Consider the following 18,364-nt stretch of genomic DNA (forward strand, 5'->3'; position numbering starts at 1 on the left):
CCGTGCCCGCGCCATCGCCCGCCCCAAAACGCAGCGCGCGGTACACATCCGTGCACCGCGCCAGTCACACTGAACGGAAACTTCGTCCTGCGTTACTTCCGGTCAACCGAATACCGCCCGGGCCCGGTCAGCGCGAGCAACAGCAACCCGCCGATGATGCTCACGTTCTTGTAGAAGTTGATCATCGCCATGTACTGCTCCATCCCCTGCAGCGCCCAGTAGCGATGGCCGATCAGCGCGGTCGCGAGCGTATAGGCGGCAAACACCAGCGCGAGCGGACGCGTATAGAAGCCGATCGCGATCAGCGCGCCGCCGGCCAGTTCCACCGCCACCGCGATCGCGGCCGCCAGTTCGGGCGCCGGGTTTCCCGTCGACGCCATGTACGCGACCGTGCCCGAAAAGCCGTTCAGCTTCTGCCAGCCGAACAGCACGAACAGGATCATCATCAGCACGCGAGCCGCCAGCAGCAGCTCGTCCTTCTTCGACTCCAGCGAAACGTAACGCATAGCAATCACCCTTGAATTGACGGTTTGATGCGGCCGTTGCCGATGCGCGCCGGAGCGGCGCGCGTGGCCGGCAACGGGCCACTCCTCGCTCGATCGGATCGCCGGCCGATACCACGGCCAGTTGCCGAAGAATCCGTCCGGTCGCGCCGCTTGCGGCGCGCTTCGAATCGGTTCTGGCGAAGCACGGGTGCAGTCTACTGTCCCGCCGGAAATCATCAATCCGTCAAAACATGATTCGCTGTCTCAATTTAGTGGACAATTTGCACGACCGAAGCCAAACAACCCGGAAATCTCGCGCGGATCGCTACTGAAGAGACCGGCACGATACGATTCGAGATCAGTCCGCCTCTGCAGGGGAGTGCCTGAACGACGCACCATACGCACTGTCAGGCAACCGATCGCGTCCGCTCAGGCGCGAACGGAAAGTACCGGCCGGTGCCGTCGTCCGGTACAGGCCGCGCTTCTTCAGTTCCGGCACGACCAGTTCGGCGAAATCGTCGAGCGTGCCCGGGCTGACCAGCGGATTGAGCATGTAGCCGCTTGTCGTCGACAGCTGCGCATGCTCGGCGAGCTGGTCCGCGACTTCGTCCGGCGAGCCGACGAGGATCAGGTCGGTGCCGCGCGTGACACTCGCGAACTTGCGCCGCACGTCGCCGGCGGTGAGCGGCTTGCCGCTGCCGTCAGGCCGCACGACGTAGGACGTGAGCCCTTCCGTCTGCGTCGTCAGCGGCTCGTCGTCCGCATAGCGGTCGATGTCGATGCCGGTGTCGCCCGCATAGCTGACGAGTTGCGCGTGCTGGTGATAATGCTGCTGAAGCGTGTGATATTTCTCCTTCGCGTCGCTCGACGAGCGCGCCGTCACGATCCGCAGCACCGTCAGCGACTTCACGTCGTCCGCCGCCCGGCCGCGTTCGGCCGCCAGCCGGCGTATCTCGTCGAGGCCTGCGCGAATCTCGTGCGGATTCGATTTCGCGACGAACACCACCTCCGCGTGCTTCGCCGCGAATTCGCGCCCACGCCCCGACCAGCCGGCCTGGATCAGCACGGGCGAGCGCTGTGGCGACGGCGCGCAGACGTGCGGCCCCTGCACGCGATAGTGCGTCCCTTCGTGCGCGATCGGCCGTACGCGATCGCCACGCGCATAGCGCGGCGAGCGCTTGTCGGCGACCACCGCGTCGTCCGCCCAGCTCCCTTCCCACAGTTTGTACACGACGTCGAGAAATTCCTCCGCGCGCGCATAGCGTTCGTCATGACCGATCATTCGGTCGAGACCGAAGTTGCGCGCCGCACTCGTCAGGTAGGACGTCACGATGTTCCAGCCGATCCGGCCGTTGCTCAGATGATCGAGCGTGCTGAAGCGGCGCGCGAGCGCGAACGGATGCTCGTAGGTCGTGCTCGCGGTCACGCCGAACGCGAGCCGCTCGGTCTGCGCGACGAGCGCCGGAATCAGCATCATCGGATCGTTCGCGGGCGCCTCGACCGCCCACTGCAACGCGGCGTCGGCCGACCCGCCATAGACGTCGTACAGGCCGAGCACGTCCGCGAAGAACAGCATGTCGAGATCGGCCTGCTCGGCCGTGCGCGCAAGGTTCGACCAGAACGCGAGCGTATTCGCGCGCAGCCGTTCGTCGGCCGGATGGGTCCACAGGCTCGGCGCGCCGCCGCAGCCGACGCTGGCTTGTTCGTACAGGGAAAACAGCAAGGGGCGAGGATCGGACATCGTGGATTTCGTTACCAGGGCAGTCATCAGTTGGGTGCCGCCCACGCACCCGACGACGCGCGGCGGCGCCGTGCGGGCATGCGGTCGTCGGGCGCGCGCATCAGGTAGCGATTGACGCGCTTCTCGAGGCGGGCGGCGGGAATGGTCAGCAGCGCGACCAGCACGACATAGACGATGGCCGCACCGATCAGCGGTTCGTACACGCGCAACGTCTCGAAGCGCAGCGTATTGGCCGTGCCCATCACGTCGAACACGGTAACGGTCGATGCGAGGACGGTCGATTTCAGCAGCAGGATCGCCTCTCCGGTGAGCGCGGGCAGCGCCAGCCGCCATGCACGCGGGCCGACGATGCGGCGCAGCACCTGCACGCGCGTCATCCCGTATGCATGGCCGGCCTCGATCTCGCCGGCCGGCACGCCGGCGATCGCGCCGCGCAGGATCGTCGCGACATACGCGCTCTCGTTCACGCTCAACGCGACGACCGCGTAACAGAATGCATCGCGCAGCAGCGGCGACGCCCAGCTGTCGCGCATCCATTCGCGCGGGACGATCTGCCCGAATCCGTAGTACAGCAGATAGAGTTGCACGAGTAGCGGTGTGCCGCGGATCAGCATCAGCCAGCTGCGCGCGGACCAGCGCAGCGGCGTGTGGCGTGCACCGGCGGCGAGCGCGAGCGGCACACCCAGCAGCATGCTGGCCGCACCCGACAAAAGTGTCAGCGCCAGCGTCGTCGGCACCGCGGCGAGCAGCTTCGGCATCACCGTGTCGAGCAGGAACGGCAGCGAGAAGATCATGGAGTCGCGCGCCTCGTGCCACGATTCGCATGCCGCTCGAGCGCCGCGACGATGCCGGTCGACGTGATGCTCAGCAGCAGGAACAGCGCGGCCGTGACGAGATAGAAGAATACGTAGTGCCGCGTCGCACCGGCCGCGAGCTGGCTTGCCTTCAGCAGATCCGTAAACGAACCGAGCACGCTGATGAACGACGCGTCCTTGGTCGCGTTCAGCCACACGTTGCCGACGCCCGGCAACGCGAGCCGCGCCGCGGCCGGGAGCCGGATGCGCGTCAACGTCTGCCACGGCGTCATCCCGTACGCGTGCGCAGCTTCGACCTGGCCGATCGGGACGTTGACGAGCGCCGCGCGGAAGATGTCGGTCAGATACGCGCCCTGGATGAAACCGAGCGACAGCGCGGCGACGACGAACGGATCGAACGCGAAGTCGGCGGATACGAGGCCGCTGCCGCGCAGCGCATTTTCGACGGCAGGCGCAACTGCGTAGAACGCCAGCAGCAGGCACAACAGTTCGGGCAGCGCGCGCACGAGCGTCGTATAGAGACGCACGTGCCATGCAAGCGCGGCGTATCGCGACAGCTTGCCGAGCGCGCCGGCGATGCCGAGCAGTGCGCCCGTGCAGAACGACGCTGCTGCGACGCCGAACGTCAGTGCGAACGCGCTCGCGAACACGCGGCCATACCCGCCGTCGCCGAATGCGAGCAGCGCGAGCAGCGAATCGTCCGCGGCCATCGGGTCAGCGGCCCTTCTCGATCGTGCCCTTCAGGTTCGGGTAGCGGGCGGTGATCGCATCCCATGTGCCGTCCTGCTGAAGTTGCGCGATCGCGGTCGACAGCTTGCCGCGCAGTGCGTCACCGTGGCGCACGCCCGCGCCGATGCCGAGACCCAGCACCGGATTGTCCGCGCACGTGGCCTTGACTTCGAAGTCCTTGCCGTCGCGCGACGCGAGGAACGTGGTGAACAGCCCCTTGCCTTCCTGCACGTAGTCGACGCGGCCGGACACCAGATCCGCGAGCGCATTGTCGAACTTGTCGAACGCCTTGATCTGCGCGTCCTGCTTGAAGCGGGAATCGAGGAACGCCGAGAAATTCGTGCCGGCCTCGACGCCGATCACGCGGCCCTTGAAGGTCGCGGGCACCGCGCAGTCGACGCGGCGCCGGTCGCTTTTCGCACCGACGAACACCGTCGGCGATTCGTAGTACGCACGGCTGAAATCGATCGCTTTCTGCCGTTCGCCGGTGATCGTCATCGACGACCAGATCACGTCGATCTTGCGGTTCTGCAACGCCGGAATCAGGCCGTCCCATGCAATGTCGGTAAGCTCGCACCGCACGTTGAGCTTGCCGCATGCGGCATCGAGCACGTCGACTTCCCAGCCCTTCCACTTGCCGGCAGCGTCCTTCGAGAAGAACGGCGGATAGGACTCGGCGTCGATGCCGACGCGCAGTGTCGGCTGGGCCGCATGGGAAACCGGCGCGAGGCCGAATACGAACAGCGCGGCCGCGGCACGGCGGACCCTCGAACGCATCAAACGATTCATGTGGCGAATTTCCGGAATAACGTCGGAACGACCGGCTTCGCAGCCGGCAGCAGGATGCGAGACTGTAGTGCCTGCCGAAGCGTGTACCAAATGGTTATTTTTTCGATGGATATCTGATCGGGTCATATGCCGCCCGTGTGGATCCGGCACGCGCCAAATTCATATCCGTCGAACCGACGTCATTCACCCAACGAATCGCGCTTCTACGGCGTCGTCCTTATGCAGGCGCTCGAGACAGACGCGTCGCGTGAAGGCGGCGTCGAACAACGCCGCCGCACCGGATGTCTCGATCCGTCACTGCGCCGCGATCCGCCGACGGAAATGCTCGGTCCCCGCGACGATCTTGTCGAGCACCGCGTCGAGCGCCCAGAATCGTTCCCGCACGTCGTAGTCGATCGCACGGCACTTGATCGACCCGAACGTACCGATCCGCTGATGGTAAATCTTCGCGAGTGCCGGATAGCCGAGTGCCTCCGACACCGCCGACACGACCAGGAACGTCGACAATTCATCGGCCAGCGCCGGATTCGTGTCGCCTTGCGTACGCAGCCACCGGTAGAGATCCGGGTGGAAGTTGGTGAACACGCCGTTGAAGCCGGCGGACCCGGCCTTCATCGCGTCCCGCGCAATCGCGGCGTTCGCGTTCAGGATCTTCAGCGGCGACCCGGCGGCGAGCGCGACACGCCGCTTCACCGTGTCGAGATCGCAGCTCACGTCCTTCAACATCACGAACCGGCCCGTATCGATACACGCACGCAGTTCGTCATCCGAAAGAAGCCGCCGGTAAGGGGCCGGACATTCGTACAGGCCGAGCGGGAGATCCGACGGCAGGCGCGCGAGCAGCCGGTGCAGGTGGTCGAGCAACGCGGCAGTGCCCTTGCGCTGCGGATCGAGGCGGTTGGTCACGAGCACGACGCCCTGCGCGCCCGATTCGGCCGCCGCGCACAGCTCGGCGACCTGCGCATCGAGATCGTCGCTGATGTGCCCGGAGGCGACGACGGGCACACGTCCGGCCACCCGATCGACCACGAAGCGCGCGAGTTCCACGCGTTCGGCAAGGCTCAGGAACTGCATCTCGCTCGATTGCGCGACCGCGAACAACGCATCCGAGCCATGCGCCAGATACCATTCGATGAGCCGCTCGAGCCCGGCGTAGTCGATTGCACCGGCGTCGTCGAACGGCGTCAGCATCACCGGCACGATCCCCTCGATGGTCACGTTCGATTGCTGCGGGTGTTGCATCTGTTTCTCCTTGCTTCAATGAATACGGTGGGCGGACCGCGGGCTCATGCCGGCAACGGTCCGGGCGCGGCGTTCGCGGCCTGCTCGGGAATCGGCTTGCGCACCAGCAGCAGATACGCCATCGCACCGGCGAACGCGATCGCCGCGGCCGTCAGCAGCGCCGGCACGAACGACCACTTCTGCGCAATGATGCCCGTCAGGATCGGCGCAAGCGCGCCGCCGATGAAGCCGCCGAAATTCTGGATCGCGCCGAGCGATGCGACACGGCTCGGCGGCGCGGCCGCCGTCGCGAGCGCCCACGAGCAGGCCGACGCCGCGTTCGCGAGAAAGATCACGACCGAAATGCAGGCGAGCGCAACCGCGTTGCTCTGCACGAGCGCGGCCGGAATCGTGAAGGCGACCATTCCGAGCATCGCGACCACCACCGCGTTGCGGCGGCTCACGACCGGCGAGCGGCTGCGGCGCGTGACCACGTCCGACAGCCAGCCGGCGACCAGCGAACCGACGAACCCGCACAGGAACGGCACCGACGCGGCGAATCCGGTACGGATGAGGCTCATGTGCCGCTCCATCGTCAGGTAGCCCGGCAGCCAGGTCAGGTAGACCCAGTTCAGGTACACGGAGCCGAAGTAGCCGATCAGCATCCCCCAGGTCGTGCCGTGCGAGAACAGGCTGCGCCACTCGACGAACGTCAGTTTCGGTACCGCGGCGACGCTTTGCGCGTCGGCATCGAGATAGCTGCGCTCGGCGGCGGAAAGTTGCGCGCGCACCGGATCTCGATACAGCGCGAACCAGACGACGGCGACGACGAGGCCGAGCGCCCCCGTCGCGACGAATGCCCAGCGCCAGTCGAACGACGCAACGAGAATCGACAGCAGCAACGGCGCGAGTGCGGTGCCGAGCGGCGATGCGGCGTTGAAGATGCCGGTCGGCACGCCGCGCGCGCGCAGCGGAAACCAGTTGCTGACCACGCGCGCGGCCGACGGGAACTGCGGCGCCTCGCCGATGCCGAGCGCGATGCGCGCGACGATGAACCAGCCGAAGGTCGACACGATGCCGCCAGCCGCCTGCGCGATCGACCAGACGATCAGCCCGATGCCGAGCAGCCGGCGCGGGCCGATGCGGTCGACGAGGCCGCCGACCGGGAACTGGCACAGCGCATAGCTCCACGAGAACGCGGACAGCAACAGCCCCACCTGCGCGAGCGACAGGCCGAGATCGCCGCGGATCGCCGAACTCGCGACGGCCAGCGTGCCGCGATCGAGATAGTTGACGATCCCGCTCGCCATCAACAGCGCGAGCGCGATGCGTTGTCCGCGCCGGATGCGTGGCGGCGCGGGCGGAACAGGTTGGTTTTCGTTCATGTCGGTTGTCTCCATTTCACGGGTATCGGCCAATTCCGGCCATTCCGTCGCGTTCGGAATTCAGTTATCCATACGGTTTACTTCGTCACGCGTCGGGATAGAGGTCTGTGCACCGTAGCGCGTGACGCTGATTGCGGCCGCACGCTGGCCGAAGCCGATCGCGTCGTCCATCGACGCGCCGCCTGCGCGGGCGGCCGCGAACCCGCCGACGAACGTGTCGCCGGCCGCGGTCGTATCGACGGCCACCACCGTCATTGCCCGATGACGGCCGTTCCCTGCGATGCCGCGCCAGCAGATGCCGCGCGCACCGAGCGTAACCAGCACGTTGGCGACGCCCTTCGCGCACAGCGCGTCGGCGGCGCGCACGGCCGACGCATCGTCGCCGACGGCGATGCCGGTCAGCGACTCGGCTTCGGTCTCGTTGACGACGAGGTAGTCGACCCGTGCCAGCAATGCATCGGACAGCGGCTGCGCGGGTGCCGGATTGAGCAGCACCGGCGTGCGGCGCTCGCTGGCACAGGCGATCGCGCATGCGACGGTGGCAACCGGCACTTCGAGCTGGCACACGAGCAGCGCCGCCCCCGCGATCGCTTCGCGCGCCGCGTCGATCCGGTCGGCATCGAGGCACGCATTCGCACCGGGCACGACGACGATGCTGTTCGCGCCGCCGTCGTCGACCGTGATCGTCGCCACGCCGGTCGCCGTGCCGCCGATCCGGCTCAGATGCGTCACGTCGATGCGCTCCGCCGCCAGCGCGCCGTGCAGGCGTGCGCCGAACGTGTCGTCGCCGACGCAGCCGATCATCGCGACCGATGCGCCCAGACGCGCAGCCGCGACCGCCTGGTTCGCCCCCTTGCCGCCGTGAACGGTCTGGAATGCCGTGCCGAGCAGCGTTTCGCCCGGCACCGGCAGGCGCGGCGCGCGCGTGACGAGGTCGATGTTGACGCTGCCGACGACAGCGATACGCGGTGAAGTGGTGTCGCTCATGCTCGAATGTAACCGCTTACATTTGAGACCGACAAAATGGCCGGAAAGGCCGTCGTCTCGGAAAATTTCGCGATGCGGGTGGAATCCATGTCTGACATAATACGAAGCATCAGGAAGATAGCGCTTACATTCTCACAGGATCGAATGTGGATGCAAGCGCGGCCACCATGAATCGAGGGTAAACAATGACGCGACTGGCAACGCACGGCGCAGGCAGGCGCACCCTGCCGGGAGACAGCCGATGAGCACGCCCCCGTCCCGCGCCGGCACGTCGCGGGCGCGCCGCGGCAGCGGCCGCTCGGTACTCGGCGATGTCGCGAAACTGGCCGGTGTGTCGACCGCGACCGTCTCGCGCGTGTACAACGACCCCGGCAAGGTGTCGGCCGACGTACAGCAGCGGGTGCGCGACGCGGCGCGCACATTGAACTGGATTCCGAATGCGGCCGGCCGCGCGCTCGCGTCGACGCGCACGCACATCACCGGCGCGATCATTCCGACGCTGGACGACCAGGTGTTCGCGTCGCAAGTCGCGGGCATGCAGGCGGTCATGGCCGAGCACGGCATCACGCTGTTCCTGGGCTGCTCGAACTACGATCCCGCGCAGGCACTGGCGCAGGTGCGCGCGATGCTGTCGCGCGGCGTGGAAGCCGTGTCGCTGGTCGGTGAAGCGTATCCGCCGGAACTGTTCGAACTCCTTGCGATGCATCGCGTGCCGTACGTCGTCACCTATGCGTATCGCGACGACAGCCCGCATTGCTGCATCGGCTTCGACAACCGCGCGGCGTTCGCGCGGCTCACCACGCACCTGCTCGACCTTGGCCACCGCGACTTCGCGATCATCATGCAGCCGTCGGCGGACAACGATCGTGTCCAGGCCCGCTTGCGCGGCATTCACGACACGCTGGCCGCACACGGGCTCGCGGTGCGCCCCGTGCACCAGCACGAAGGTGCGGCCACGATCGCGTTCGGGCGCGCGAGCCTGCGCGCCATCGCCGGCAGCGATGCGGCGACGCGGCCGACGGCCGTGATCTGCGGCAACGACGCGCTCGCGCTCGGGGCATTGCTCGAAGCGCAGGCGCTCGGCATCGACGTGCCCGCTCAATTGTCGATCACCGGGTTCGACGACATCGCGCTCGCGCGCGAGATCCAGCCGACGCTGACGACGATGTGGGTCGACACCGACGCGATCGGGCGCCAGGCCGCGCACGCGTTGCTCGACGCGCTCGAGAACGGCGCCACGGGGCCCGGGAGTGCCGTCCTGCCCGAGTTGCGCACGCGGGAATCGGCCGCGCCGCCGGCGCGCGAGCGTGCAGTGCGCAGGAAATGAAAAACGCGCCGGGCGGCGCCGGCTTACTGCATCACGTCGACCGGCAGCGTCTTGTCGAGATTGTCGCGCCACGCGTTGATCGTCTTCGGCACGGTTTTCTTCCACGCCGGCACGTTCGAGTAATAGCGCATCCGGACGTTGTTCTTCGCATCGAACACGAGCAGCCCGATCCACAGGTCGGACCCGCGGCGCATCACGATCGCCGCGTTCGTCGTCGCGATGCCGCGCACCCAGTACGACGTCACGTGTGCGTTCAGGCCGTCGAGATCCTTCTCGTCGGCGCTGGAATTGACCGTCTCGACGAGCACTTGATAGTCGGCGCCGAGCAGCTTGTGCGCGATCGCGTTCTGTTGCGCGTCGGTCACGACCTTGAGGCTCAGCAGATCGGCCTGCGGTTGGGCCCGGGATTGCGCGGCGGTCACGTAGTCGCCCGCGTACATGACCCCCATGCCTGCGCCGCAATCGAAATCGGCCCCCTGCTGCGTGACGCGGATGCGCCCGCCCTTCCGGTCGAAATCGAGCCGGCACTTGTCCTTGCGATAGGTGCCACTGTCGCCGTGCAGCACAATGTCGCCGTCGAGGCCGCCGGTATTCGCGCCGTTGTTGGCGCTCAACTCGAAATGCAGGCGCGGCACCGTGCCCGTAAACGTCAGCACACCGCCGAACGACGGGTTGTCGCTCGTCAAGTACCACGTCTGCTGCCAGCGGTCGGCGGCGAGCGGCGTGCCGTTCAGGCTCGCGAGCCGTTCGCGGTAGCGGTCGCCGAGGCACGGCGCGTCGCTGCCGCACTGGTCGCGCTGCTTCAGCCACTTCAATTGCGCGGCCTTCAGCGCGGCCGTATCGCCGCCCTTCGCGAGTGCCTTTTTCCACGCGGCCGACAGGTCGCCGTCGAGCTTCGACAGTACGGTATCCGTACAGATCGTCTTCTCGGTCGGCGAAGCGGCCTTCGTGCAGTCGAAGCCGGCCGCGTGCGCGGCAACCGGCAGCAGCGTCAGCAGCGCGGCCGCCGCGAGGCGTGGCAGATGCGTGTGCCGCGCGTCAGATGCGGAAATCGCGGCGTGTTCGCGCGTATTCGATCGGTTCTGGATGGTCATTGGCTTGATCGTCGCTGAGTCGCGCGCCTGTAGAAGCTACCTGCACGCGACATTCGAGGTAAAAACGCCCGGCCCGGCATGCGACGCATGCCGCCGCCCGCGGGAGCGTAACCCGAATGCGCGACGCCGATCAATCGACGTTCGATGTCGTCGCAACCATTTCGGCGGCCGCGCTGCGGTGCACGATGCCGTCGCGCAACGCGGCTACCGTCGCGTGCTCGAAGATCGCGGCGGGGCCTTTACGCTCATCGCTCGGGTCGGTGGCAGGCGGCCGGCGCAGCGCAGAAGCGATCGGTGGAACACCGCGATGGACGTCCATCCCGGTCGAGGCAAGCCGTCGCTAGGACATCAGCCGTCGAACGGCACCAGTTCGTAGCTCGTGCTCCGGCCGCCGGACACCGAGCGACGCAGCATGCCATGCTCGACAAGCTCGGTGATGTCGCGCAGCGCGGTGTCCTGCGAGCACTTCGCGAGGGCCGCCCATTTGGTCGTCGTCAGTTTCCCTTCGAAGCCGTCGAGCAGCCGGTTCATCACCTTGACCTGGCGCGAGTTCATCGCGAAGCCTGCACAGCGCTGCCAGAAGCGCGCCTTCACCAGCACCGCGTCGAGCGTCGTGTGCGCGTGATCGATGGCCCTGCCGAGCGTATCCAGAAACCACGCGAGCCATTCCGTGACGTCGAGCGAACCGCGCTGCGTGCGCTCCAGCACGTCGTAGTACGCGTTGCGCTCGCGCTGGATCTGCGCCGACAGGCTGTAGAAGCGCTGCGGACTCCGGTCGGCACGCGCCAGCACCAGATCGCCGAGTGCACGCGCGATCCGGCCGTTGCCGTCGTCGAACGGATGGAGCGTGACGAACCACAGGTGGGCCAGGCCGGCCCGGATCAGCAACGGTTCGGCCGCTTCGGCATTGAGCCATGCGAGAAAGCGCGCGACCTCGTGCGCCAGTCGTGCGGCCGGCGGCGCCTCGAAATGCACGCGCTGCCGGCCGATCGGCCCGGACACCACCTGCATCGGCCCGCTCGCGTCCGTACGCCATCCGCCGACCGTGATGCGCGTCAATCCCGAATAGCCGGTCGGGAACAGCGCCGCATGCCACCCGAACAGGCGCGCTTCGGTGACCGGCGCCGCCGCGTGGCTCGTCGCGTCCAGCACCATGTCGACGACGCCCTCGACGTGGCGATCGACCGGCGCCAGCGCGCCGATGTCGACCCCGAGCCGGCGCGCGATCGACGAGCGGACCGACGCGACGTTCAGCGTCTCGCCCTCGATCGCGCTGGTCTTGACGACGTCCTCCGTCAGCGCGGCCAGGCTGGCCTCGTCGCGCAGCGCCAGGCCGATATCCGCCAGCCGCCCGGCCAGCATGCCTTGCGCACGGCTGACGTCGGCCAGCGGCGTGGCGAGTGCCGGCAAGTCGAAGCGCCACGCCGGCCAGTCGGCCGACTCCCAGATGAAAGTGTAATCTCCGCTCATGATGCGGAGATTATCCCACCGATTCACCGTACGGCACAATATTCTCCGCAAATTCTACGGAGAATATTCACCCTATTCGCCGCATGCCGGCCCGCTACCGCGCCCGGCCCGCGCCGCGCTTCCCTGGCGGCGGCGCGTCGCCGAGCCGCTCGGCAAGAAACCCGATGAACGTGCGCAGCGTGACGAACCCTTCCCGATGCTGCGGAAACACCGCATTGAGCGTGATCGGCGGCGGCACATACGCGTCGAGCACCGGCACGAGTGCGCCGCTGTCGAGCGCCGCGCCGACGATGAAGTGCGGCAGCAGCGCGATACCGAGCCCCGCGATCGCCGCGTCGCGCACCACTTCGCCGTTGTTCGCGACGAGCGGCCCCTGCACGTCGAACGTGCGCAACGCGCCGTCGACGCGGAATTCCCAGCCGACGCGCCGCTCGCGCCCGTACAGCAGGCACGTGTGGCCGGCGAGATCGGCCGGCGCCTGCGGCGTGCCCAGCCGCTTCAGGTACGCGGGGCTCGCACACGCGATCATCCGCCACGCGCCGAGCGGGCGCGCGATCAGCGTCGAATCCTCGAGCGTGCCGATCCGCAGCACGAGGTCGAAACCCTCGCCGATCAGGTCGACGCGCCGGTCAGTCAGGTCGAGGTTGAGCCGCACGGCCGGATGCGCGGACAGGAATTCGGCGATCAGCGGCGACACGTGCGTGATCCCGAACGACAGCGGCGCGCTGATCTTCAGCGAGCCGTGCAGCTCGGTGCTGCGCACCGACATCGCCTGCTCGGCGTCGGCGATCTCCGCAAGGATGCGCTGCGCGCGCGCATAAAACTCCTGCCCCGATTCGGTCACCGCGAGATTGCGCGTATTGCGGTGCAGGAGCCGCACGCCGAGCGACGCCTCCAGCGCCATCGTGCGGCGGCTGACGAACTGCTTGGACAGCATCAGCTGGTCGGCCGCCGCCGTGAAGCTGCCCGCATCGACGGTCGCGACGAAGATCCTCAGGTCGTTGAGTTCCATATTGTCCACTCCATAGCGACAGTCATTATCTCTACAGCCATTTATTTGTCAAATCGATTGACCTAAGATTCCTCTCAACGAACAGCCGGGCCCACTTCCGAGGACCGGCGACTTGAAGGAAAAAAATCATGATCGAAATCCGTGCAGCAAACCAACGTGGCCGTGCGGAGCATGGCTGGCTCAGCTCCCGTCATACGTTTTCGTTCGCGAATTACTACGATCCGAAGCAAGTCGGCTTCTCCGACCTGCTCGTGATCAACGACGACCGCGTCGCGCCGGGCCGCGGCTTCGGCACGCACCCGCACCGCGACATGGAAATCCTGTCGTACGTGCTCGACGGCGCACTGGAACACAAGGACTCGATGGGCACCGGCTCGGTGATCGTGCCGGGCGACGTGCAGTTGATGAGCGCGGGCACGGGCGTGCGCCACAGTGAGTTCAACCACTCGCCGGACACGCCGGTCCACTTCCTGCAGATCTGGGTCGGGCCGGCCGAAAAGGGTGCCGAGCCGCGTTATCAGCAGACGAATGTCGCGGCCGAAGACAAGCGCGGCAAGCTCGCCCTCGTCGTGTCGCCGAACGGCGACGCCGGTTCGCTGAAGATCCGGCAGGACACCCGGATTTACGCGGGCCTGTTCGACGGCGATGAAAGCACTACGCTGGAACTTGACCCGAGCCGCTTTGCTTACGTGCACGTGGCACGCGGCAGCGTGACGGTCAACGGCGTGACGCTCGGCGAAGGCGACGGTGCGCGCATCCGCGGCGAACAGGCGCTGACGATCGCGGACGGCAAGGACGCCGAAGTGCTGGTGTTCGACCTGCGTCCGGTCGAAGTGACGGCCGAGTGGGCATGACGCCCGTTCGGGAAACCGGGCCCCGCTGAACGCGGGGCCCTTTTAATCGGAGATTCGCAACATGGCCAAGGTTCTGGTTCTTTACTACTCGTCCTACGGGCACGTCGAAACGATGGCGCAGCACATCGCGGAAGGCGCGAAATCGGTGCCTGGCGTCGAGGTCACGCTCAAGCGCGTGCCGGAAACGATTCCCGTCGACCAGGCCCGCGCGATCGGCGTGAAGGTCGACCAGGCCGCGCCGGTCGCCACGGTGGACGAACTCGCCGACTACGATGCGATCATCTTCGGCACGCCGACCCGCTTCGGCAACATGGCCGGCCAGATGCGCACGTTCCTCGACCAGACCGGCGGCCTGTGGATGAAGGGCGCGCTCGTCGGCAAGATCGGCAGCGTGTTCGCGTCGACCGGCACGCAGCACGGCGGCCAGGAAACGACGATCACGTCGTTCCACACGACGCTGCTGCACCATGGGATGGTGATCGTGGGTGTGCCATACGCCTGCAGCGGGCTCGTCAACATGAGCGAAATCACCGGCGGCACGCCGTACGGCGCGACGACGCTGGCGGGCGCGGACGGCAGTCGCCAGCCGAGCGCGAACGAGCTCGACATCGCGCGCTATCAAGGCAAGCATGTCGCGGAAATCGCGAGCAAGCTCGCGTCGTAACGCGGCGGCCTCGCGCCCCGCGGTTCCGCAGTTGCGCACATGAACGAACGGCGCCGGGTCAACCGGCGCCGTTCGTCCTGTGCACGGCTGGCGGCCGTTACTGGCCCGACGCCGGTGCGGCCGGCGCCGCCTTCGTCGCGGGCGCCGTTTGCACGGCGTTCTGCGGATAGTTGCTTTGGTCGCCGGTCAGCCGGTAGCCGCTGCCGGTGCCGATCGCCTTCAGGTCCGACGCGTGCCGCGCGCGGGCCGCCTTGCGCGCCGCCTTCTTCTGCGCCTTGTCGAGCTGCTTCTGCGTCGGCGCGGACGCCGGATCCTGCGCGTATGCCGCCGGCACGGCGGTCAACAACAGACCGAACGACGCCGTTACCGCTACTGCCACCGAAACCACGCGAGACTGCTTCATGGCCGAATCTCCTTGTCGGTTGTTGATTGTTGATTGTGGGTCGGACACCTGCGCGCACGCGACGGCTTGCGACAACGGCGCCGATGCAACGTTAGCCGATCAATACCCAAATGTCCGTGTGCGTTCCTGAATTCTCCTGATAACGGCCACGATACATGCGCGCCGTGTGCGCCGTCCTTTCGGCAAATCGTCCGCGCCATCAGGGAAACCGATAGCCCCAGGGCGGCGCCCGCTCAGATCCAGCGCGACAGCATCGGCAGCAGGATCGGCACGACGAATGCCGTCAGCACGCCGTTCAGCCCCATCCCGAGCCCCGCGAACGCGCCCGCCTCCTCGCTGACCTGGAACGCGCGCGCGGTGCCGATCCCGTGCGACGCGACGCCGAGCGCGAAACCGCGCACGGCCGGCTCGTCGACCCGCAGCAGATTGAGGATCCCGCGTGCGCAGACCGCACCGAAGATCCCGGTGGAGATCACGAGCACGGCCGTGAGCGACGGAATGCCGCCGATCTCCGCGGCCACCGCCATCGCGATCGGCGTGGTCGCCGATTTCGGCGCGAGCGACGCGATCGTCTGGCTCGACGCCCCCAACAGCGCGGCGATGCCGACCGCCGACACGATCGCCGTCAGCGAGCCCGCGAGCAGGCCGACGAGCAGCGGCAGCGCGGTGCGCCGCAGCTTCGACCACTGGCGGTACAGCGGCAGCGCGAGCGCGACGGTCGCGGGGCCGAGCAGGAAGTGGACGAACTGCGCGCCTTCGAAATACGTCGGATACGGCGTATGCGTGATCGTCAGCAGACCGACGATCAGCGCGACCGCGATCAGCACCGGATTCGCGAGCGGGTTGAAGCGCGCCCGCGCATAGACGGCCTGCGCGAACAGATACGCGACCAGCGTGATGGTCAGGCCGAGCAACGGGCTCGCGGCGAGATACACCCAGATCGCGCCGAGTTTCGGGAAGGCCGTCATTGCACGCCCTCCGCGTTGCCGCCCGCGCGGCGCTGGCGCCGCAACAGCGCGCGCGTGACGAGCGCCGTCACCGCGATCGCCAGCGTGGTGCTCACGGCCAGCGCGACGACGACCGCGACCGCGTCGCCGCGCACGCGGTCGGCCGACACCATGATGCCGACGCCGGCCGGCACGAACAGCAGCGACAGGTGACGCAGCAGCTCGAGCGCGGTCGGCTCGATCGCATCGGCGGCCTGCGGGCGCAGCATCACGAAGCCGAACAGCAGCAGCATGCCGATCACGGGGCCCGGCACCGGCAGGCCGAACAGATAGGACACGCCTTCCCCGAGACACTGGAAGATCAGCAAGACCGCGAACGCCTGCAACATGAACCGCTTCTCCCGAACGTGGCCGCGCTGGCGCGCGGCCGATGAGCCGGCGGCTTGCGGTGCCGGCATGAACCTACGCGCGATCGTACCAACAATGCCCGTGGCCGGTCGCGACGGCGCGATTCCCGTTCAACCGCTTCGGGCGGGTTGAACCCGGCACGCGATCGTGGAAGACAGGCCGCCCGACATGCTACCCGGCATGAGCCGGACGCCGCCCAGGTGCGACGAAGGAGCGACAACGCGCCGGTCCGAAAGCGCAGCCACCCAAATTTCACGTGGCCAATACGCGGAAACGGCGGGCACATGCCCGCCGTCCTGCCGTTCACGTTCGAACGACCACCGATCGCGTTACTTCAACCGCGTCGCGATTTCATTCGCCATCGCCTTCGTCGCGGCCTTCGTCGGCGCATCGTCGGCGAGCACGTTCAGCAGGCCGAAATCGTGGATCGTGCCGTCGTAGCGCGTGGTCGTCGCATCGACGCCGGCCGCGTCGAGCTTGCGGCCGTATGCTTCGCCCTCGTCACGCAGCACGTCGAACTGCGCGACCTGGATCAGCGCGGGCGGCAGGCCCTTCAACTGCGCGAGGCTCGCGCGCAGCGGCGACGCATAGATCTCGTTGCGTTGCGCTTCGTTCTTCGTATAGGCATCCCAGAACCACTTCATCATCGGCCGCGTCAGGAAGTGACCCTGCTGGTAGGCGTTGTACGAGCCCGTGTTGAAGTTGTGGTCCGTGACCGGCCACATCAGGCCCTGGAAGCGGATCGCGGGGCCGCCCTTGTCCTTCGCCATCAGCGCGACCACGGCCGTCATGTTCCCGCCGACGCTGTTGCCGACCACCGCGAGGCGGCTGCCGTCGACGCCGATCTCGGCGCCATGCGCGGCCACCCACTTCGTTGCCGCATACGCCTGGTTGATCGCGACCGGGTAATGCGCTTCCGGCGACGGCGTGTAGTTCACGAACACCGCGACGGCGCCCGACTGTACGACGAGATCGCGCACGAGACGCTCGTGCGTCGGGAAGTCGCCGAGCACCCAGCCGCCGCCGTGGATGAACACGAATACCGGCAGCGTACCCGTCGCGCCTTGCGGGCGGACGATCGTGACCGGCACCGACAGCCCGTCCTGCTCGATCGTGCGGTTCGACACGTCGATGCCGGACAGATCGACCTTCGCGCCGTTCTGCGCGTCGACCAGCACCTGGCGTGCCTTCGCGGGGCTCAGCGTTTCGAGGCCCGGGCCCTTCTGGCCGTTCAGCACGGCGAGGAACGCGCTCGTCTTCGTATCGGGACGGACGGCGTCGCCGCTCGCCGCGAATGCGGCGGGTGCAGTGGACAGCGCGGCGGCGACGGCGGCGGCGATCAGCAGCGGCTTGACGATCTTCATGATGGTGTTCCTTGGTTTCAACAGGTCAATGACGATGGATGGTTCGTAATGCGATCGATCAGGCAAGCGTGAGCGTGACGTCGATGTTGCCGCGCGTCGCATTCGAGTACGGGCATACGAGGTGTGCGCGGTCGATCAGCGTTTGCGCAACGTCGCGATCGAGGCCCGGCAGCGAGATCTTCAGTTCGACTTCGATGCCGAAGCCGTTCGGGATCGCGCCGATGCCGACACTGCCTTCGATGGACGCGTCCGCGGGCATCGCGATCTTGTCGCGGGCCGCGACGAACTTCATCGCACCGATGAAGCACGCGCTGTAGCCGGCGGCGAACAGTTGCTCGGGGTTCGCGCCCGCACCGCCCGCGCCACCGAGCTCGCGCGGCGTGGTCAGCTTCAGGTCGAGGCCGCTTTCGGGCACCGTCGCACGGCCGTCACGGCCGCCGGTGGCTTTTGCATGGGCGCGGTACAACACTTTTTCGATCGACATGACAGACTCCTTTTCAGCAAATGAATGAAACAGCCTTCGAACCGGGGACCGCGTGCTGGCAGCCTCGCCGCCCGCATCACGTTTATTTATCTACTCATAGATAGATAAACGTCCCCAAAAAATGCAGAGGGTCGCCCCATCTGCGCCATTAATCTATCTACCAACAGATAGATATCGAGATCCAA

General features: G+C 67.1%; 20 protein-coding genes. 3 read left to right on the forward strand and 17 right to left on the reverse strand.

Features of this window, described 5'->3' with window-relative positions; all coding sequences use genetic code 11:
* Window positions 1-92: 92 nt before the first annotated feature.
* The 8 genes from DIE03_RS06970 to rbsK form a co-directional block, all read right to left on the reverse strand.
* Window positions 93-506, reverse strand: coding sequence for a DoxX family protein (locus DIE03_RS06970; protein WP_124448768.1), 414 nt, complete (start codon window positions 504-506; stop codon window positions 93-95).
* 337 nt (window positions 507-843) lie between these two features.
* Window positions 844-2,226, reverse strand: coding sequence for an LLM class flavin-dependent oxidoreductase (locus DIE03_RS06975; protein WP_124448770.1), 1,383 nt, complete (start codon window positions 2,224-2,226; stop codon window positions 844-846).
* A 26-nt stretch (window positions 2,227-2,252) separates the two neighbouring features.
* Window positions 2,253-3,020, reverse strand: a complete 768-nt coding sequence (locus DIE03_RS06980; RefSeq protein ID WP_124448772.1) for an ABC transporter permease — start codon at window positions 3,018-3,020, stop codon at window positions 2,253-2,255.
* Window positions 3,017-3,751: an ABC transporter permease gene (locus tag DIE03_RS06985; protein ID WP_124448773.1), complete on the reverse strand. Its 735-nt coding sequence runs from the start codon at window positions 3,749-3,751 to the stop codon at window positions 3,017-3,019. Before DIE03_RS06985 ends, DIE03_RS06980 begins: the two co-directional genes overlap by 4 nt.
* 4 nt (window positions 3,752-3,755) lie before the next feature.
* The gene (locus DIE03_RS06990; protein WP_124448775.1) at window positions 3,756-4,559 is read right to left on the reverse strand and encodes a transporter substrate-binding domain-containing protein; all 804 of its coding nucleotides are present in this window, start codon (window positions 4,557-4,559) and stop codon (window positions 3,756-3,758) included.
* Window positions 4,560-4,853: 294 nt separating this feature from the next.
* Window positions 4,854-5,801 (reverse strand): dihydrodipicolinate synthase family protein, encoded by a 948-nt coding sequence (locus tag DIE03_RS07000; protein ID WP_124448777.1) that lies wholly within the window; start codon window positions 5,799-5,801, stop codon window positions 4,854-4,856.
* 44 nt (window positions 5,802-5,845) lie between these two features.
* A complete protein-coding gene (locus tag DIE03_RS07005; RefSeq protein ID WP_124448779.1) occupies window positions 5,846-7,165 on the reverse strand; it encodes an MFS transporter in 1,320 nt (439 codons plus the stop codon).
* Window positions 7,166-7,225: 60 nt separating this feature from the next.
* Complete coding sequence (gene rbsK / locus DIE03_RS07010; protein WP_124448781.1) at window positions 7,226-8,152, reverse strand: ribokinase; 927 nt, start codon at window positions 8,150-8,152, stop codon at window positions 7,226-7,228.
* A 241-nt stretch (window positions 8,153-8,393) separates the two neighbouring features.
* Between rbsK and DIE03_RS07015 the strand changes: the two genes are divergently transcribed.
* Window positions 8,394-9,479 carry a LacI family DNA-binding transcriptional regulator gene (locus DIE03_RS07015; RefSeq protein WP_124448783.1) on the forward strand — a complete coding sequence of 362 codons (1,086 nt, stop codon included), beginning with the start codon at window positions 8,394-8,396 and terminating at the stop codon, window positions 9,477-9,479.
* 23 nt (window positions 9,480-9,502) lie between these two features.
* On the opposite strand, the gene DIE03_RS07020 is transcribed toward DIE03_RS07015, so the two are convergent.
* The 4 genes from DIE03_RS07020 to DIE03_RS07035 form a co-directional block, all read right to left on the reverse strand.
* On the reverse strand, window positions 9,503-10,573 hold the full coding sequence (locus tag DIE03_RS07020) for a lysozyme inhibitor LprI family protein (protein WP_124448785.1): 1,071 nt from the start codon (window positions 10,571-10,573) through the stop codon (window positions 9,503-9,505).
* A 130-nt stretch (window positions 10,574-10,703) separates the two neighbouring features.
* Window positions 10,704-10,892 carry a hypothetical protein gene (locus DIE03_RS07025; RefSeq protein ID WP_124448787.1) on the reverse strand — a complete coding sequence of 63 codons (189 nt, stop codon included), beginning with the start codon at window positions 10,890-10,892 and terminating at the stop codon, window positions 10,704-10,706.
* Window positions 10,893-10,921: 29 nt separating this feature from the next.
* Window positions 10,922-12,043 (reverse strand): Fic family protein, encoded by a 1,122-nt coding sequence (locus DIE03_RS07030; RefSeq protein ID WP_124448789.1) that lies wholly within the window; start codon window positions 12,041-12,043, stop codon window positions 10,922-10,924.
* A gap of 94 nt (window positions 12,044-12,137) precedes the next feature.
* Window positions 12,138-13,055 carry a LysR family transcriptional regulator gene (locus DIE03_RS07035; RefSeq protein ID WP_124448791.1) on the reverse strand — a complete coding sequence of 306 codons (918 nt, stop codon included), beginning with the start codon at window positions 13,053-13,055 and terminating at the stop codon, window positions 12,138-12,140.
* Between the two features lie 128 nt (window positions 13,056-13,183).
* Here DIE03_RS07035 and DIE03_RS07040 point away from each other — a divergent pair, with 128 nt between their 5' ends.
* Window positions 13,184-13,909 (forward strand): pirin family protein, encoded by a 726-nt coding sequence (locus DIE03_RS07040; RefSeq protein WP_124448793.1) that lies wholly within the window; start codon window positions 13,184-13,186, stop codon window positions 13,907-13,909.
* Window positions 13,910-13,970: 61 nt separating this feature from the next.
* Entirely contained in the window at window positions 13,971-14,573 is a 603-nt protein-coding gene (gene wrbA, locus DIE03_RS07045) for an NAD(P)H:quinone oxidoreductase (RefSeq protein ID WP_124448795.1), read from the forward strand.
* A gap of 97 nt (window positions 14,574-14,670) precedes the next feature.
* On the opposite strand, the gene DIE03_RS07050 is transcribed toward wrbA, so the two are convergent.
* From DIE03_RS07050 to DIE03_RS07070, 5 genes are all read right to left on the reverse strand, one after another.
* On the reverse strand, window positions 14,671-14,976 hold the full coding sequence (locus DIE03_RS07050) for a hypothetical protein (protein ID WP_124448797.1): 306 nt from the start codon (window positions 14,974-14,976) through the stop codon (window positions 14,671-14,673).
* Between the two features lie 233 nt (window positions 14,977-15,209).
* The gene (locus tag DIE03_RS07055; protein WP_124448799.1) at window positions 15,210-15,944 is read right to left on the reverse strand and encodes an LrgB family protein; all 735 of its coding nucleotides are present in this window, start codon (window positions 15,942-15,944) and stop codon (window positions 15,210-15,212) included.
* Window positions 15,941-16,312: a CidA/LrgA family protein gene (locus tag DIE03_RS07060; protein ID WP_124448801.1), complete on the reverse strand. Its 372-nt coding sequence runs from the start codon at window positions 16,310-16,312 to the stop codon at window positions 15,941-15,943. The genes DIE03_RS07055 and DIE03_RS07060 overlap by 4 nt, the downstream gene beginning before the upstream one ends.
* Window positions 16,313-16,660: 348 nt before the next feature.
* Window positions 16,661-17,695, reverse strand: coding sequence for an alpha/beta hydrolase (locus DIE03_RS07065; protein ID WP_124448803.1), 1,035 nt, complete (start codon window positions 17,693-17,695; stop codon window positions 16,661-16,663).
* 58 nt (window positions 17,696-17,753) lie between these two features.
* Window positions 17,754-18,179: an organic hydroperoxide resistance protein gene (locus DIE03_RS07070; protein ID WP_124448805.1), complete on the reverse strand. Its 426-nt coding sequence runs from the start codon at window positions 18,177-18,179 to the stop codon at window positions 17,754-17,756.
* Window positions 18,180-18,364: the final 185 nt, after the last annotated feature.

The organism is Burkholderia sp. Bp8992 (assembly GCF_003853705.1).
In the GTDB taxonomy this organism is placed as follows: domain Bacteria; phylum Pseudomonadota; class Gammaproteobacteria; order Burkholderiales; family Burkholderiaceae; genus Burkholderia.

What these genes read in the sequence shown, in the direction of transcription:
- rbsK (WP_124448781.1), bottom strand. Translation starts at nt 8,152, where the DNA reads ATGAGCGACACCACTTCACCGCGTATCGCTGTCGTCGGCAGCGTCAAC.
- DIE03_RS07050 (WP_124448797.1), bottom strand. Translation starts at nt 14,976, where the DNA reads ATGAAGCAGTCTCGCGTGGTTTCGGTGGCAGTAGCGGTAACGGCGTCG.
- DIE03_RS07015 (WP_124448783.1), top strand. Translation starts at nt 8,394, where the DNA reads ATGAGCACGCCCCCGTCCCGCGCCGGCACGTCGCGGGCGCGCCGCGGC.
- DIE03_RS07060 (WP_124448801.1), bottom strand. Translation starts at nt 16,312, where the DNA reads ATGTTGCAGGCGTTCGCGGTCTTGCTGATCTTCCAGTGTCTCGGGGAA.
- DIE03_RS07035 (WP_124448791.1), bottom strand. Translation starts at nt 13,055, where the DNA reads ATGGAACTCAACGACCTGAGGATCTTCGTCGCGACCGTCGATGCGGGC.
- DIE03_RS06985 (WP_124448773.1), bottom strand. Translation starts at nt 3,751, where the DNA reads ATGGCCGCGGACGATTCGCTGCTCGCGCTGCTCGCATTCGGCGACGGC.
- DIE03_RS07065 (WP_124448803.1), bottom strand. Translation starts at nt 17,695, where the DNA reads ATGAAGATCGTCAAGCCGCTGCTGATCGCCGCCGCCGTCGCCGCCGCG.
- DIE03_RS07020 (WP_124448785.1), bottom strand. Translation starts at nt 10,573, where the DNA reads ATGACCATCCAGAACCGATCGAATACGCGCGAACACGCCGCGATTTCC.
- wrbA (WP_124448795.1), top strand. Translation starts at nt 13,971, where the DNA reads ATGGCCAAGGTTCTGGTTCTTTACTACTCGTCCTACGGGCACGTCGAA.
- DIE03_RS07000 (WP_124448777.1), bottom strand. Translation starts at nt 5,801, where the DNA reads ATGCAACACCCGCAGCAATCGAACGTGACCATCGAGGGGATCGTGCCG.
- DIE03_RS06970 (WP_124448768.1), bottom strand. Translation starts at nt 506, where the DNA reads ATGCGTTACGTTTCGCTGGAGTCGAAGAAGGACGAGCTGCTGCTGGCG.
- DIE03_RS07005 (WP_124448779.1), bottom strand. Translation starts at nt 7,165, where the DNA reads ATGAACGAAAACCAACCTGTTCCGCCCGCGCCGCCACGCATCCGGCGC.
- DIE03_RS06980 (WP_124448772.1), bottom strand. Translation starts at nt 3,020, where the DNA reads ATGATCTTCTCGCTGCCGTTCCTGCTCGACACGGTGATGCCGAAGCTG.
- DIE03_RS07030 (WP_124448789.1), bottom strand. Translation starts at nt 12,043, where the DNA reads ATGAGCGGAGATTACACTTTCATCTGGGAGTCGGCCGACTGGCCGGCG.
- DIE03_RS07070 (WP_124448805.1), bottom strand. Translation starts at nt 18,179, where the DNA reads ATGTCGATCGAAAAAGTGTTGTACCGCGCCCATGCAAAAGCCACCGGC.
- DIE03_RS07025 (WP_124448787.1), bottom strand. Translation starts at nt 10,892, where the DNA reads ATGGACGTCCATCGCGGTGTTCCACCGATCGCTTCTGCGCTGCGCCGG.
- DIE03_RS06975 (WP_124448770.1), bottom strand. Translation starts at nt 2,226, where the DNA reads ATGTCCGATCCTCGCCCCTTGCTGTTTTCCCTGTACGAACAAGCCAGC.
- DIE03_RS06990 (WP_124448775.1), bottom strand. Translation starts at nt 4,559, where the DNA reads ATGAATCGTTTGATGCGTTCGAGGGTCCGCCGTGCCGCGGCCGCGCTG.
- DIE03_RS07040 (WP_124448793.1), top strand. Translation starts at nt 13,184, where the DNA reads ATGATCGAAATCCGTGCAGCAAACCAACGTGGCCGTGCGGAGCATGGC.
- DIE03_RS07055 (WP_124448799.1), bottom strand. Translation starts at nt 15,944, where the DNA reads ATGACGGCCTTCCCGAAACTCGGCGCGATCTGGGTGTATCTCGCCGCG.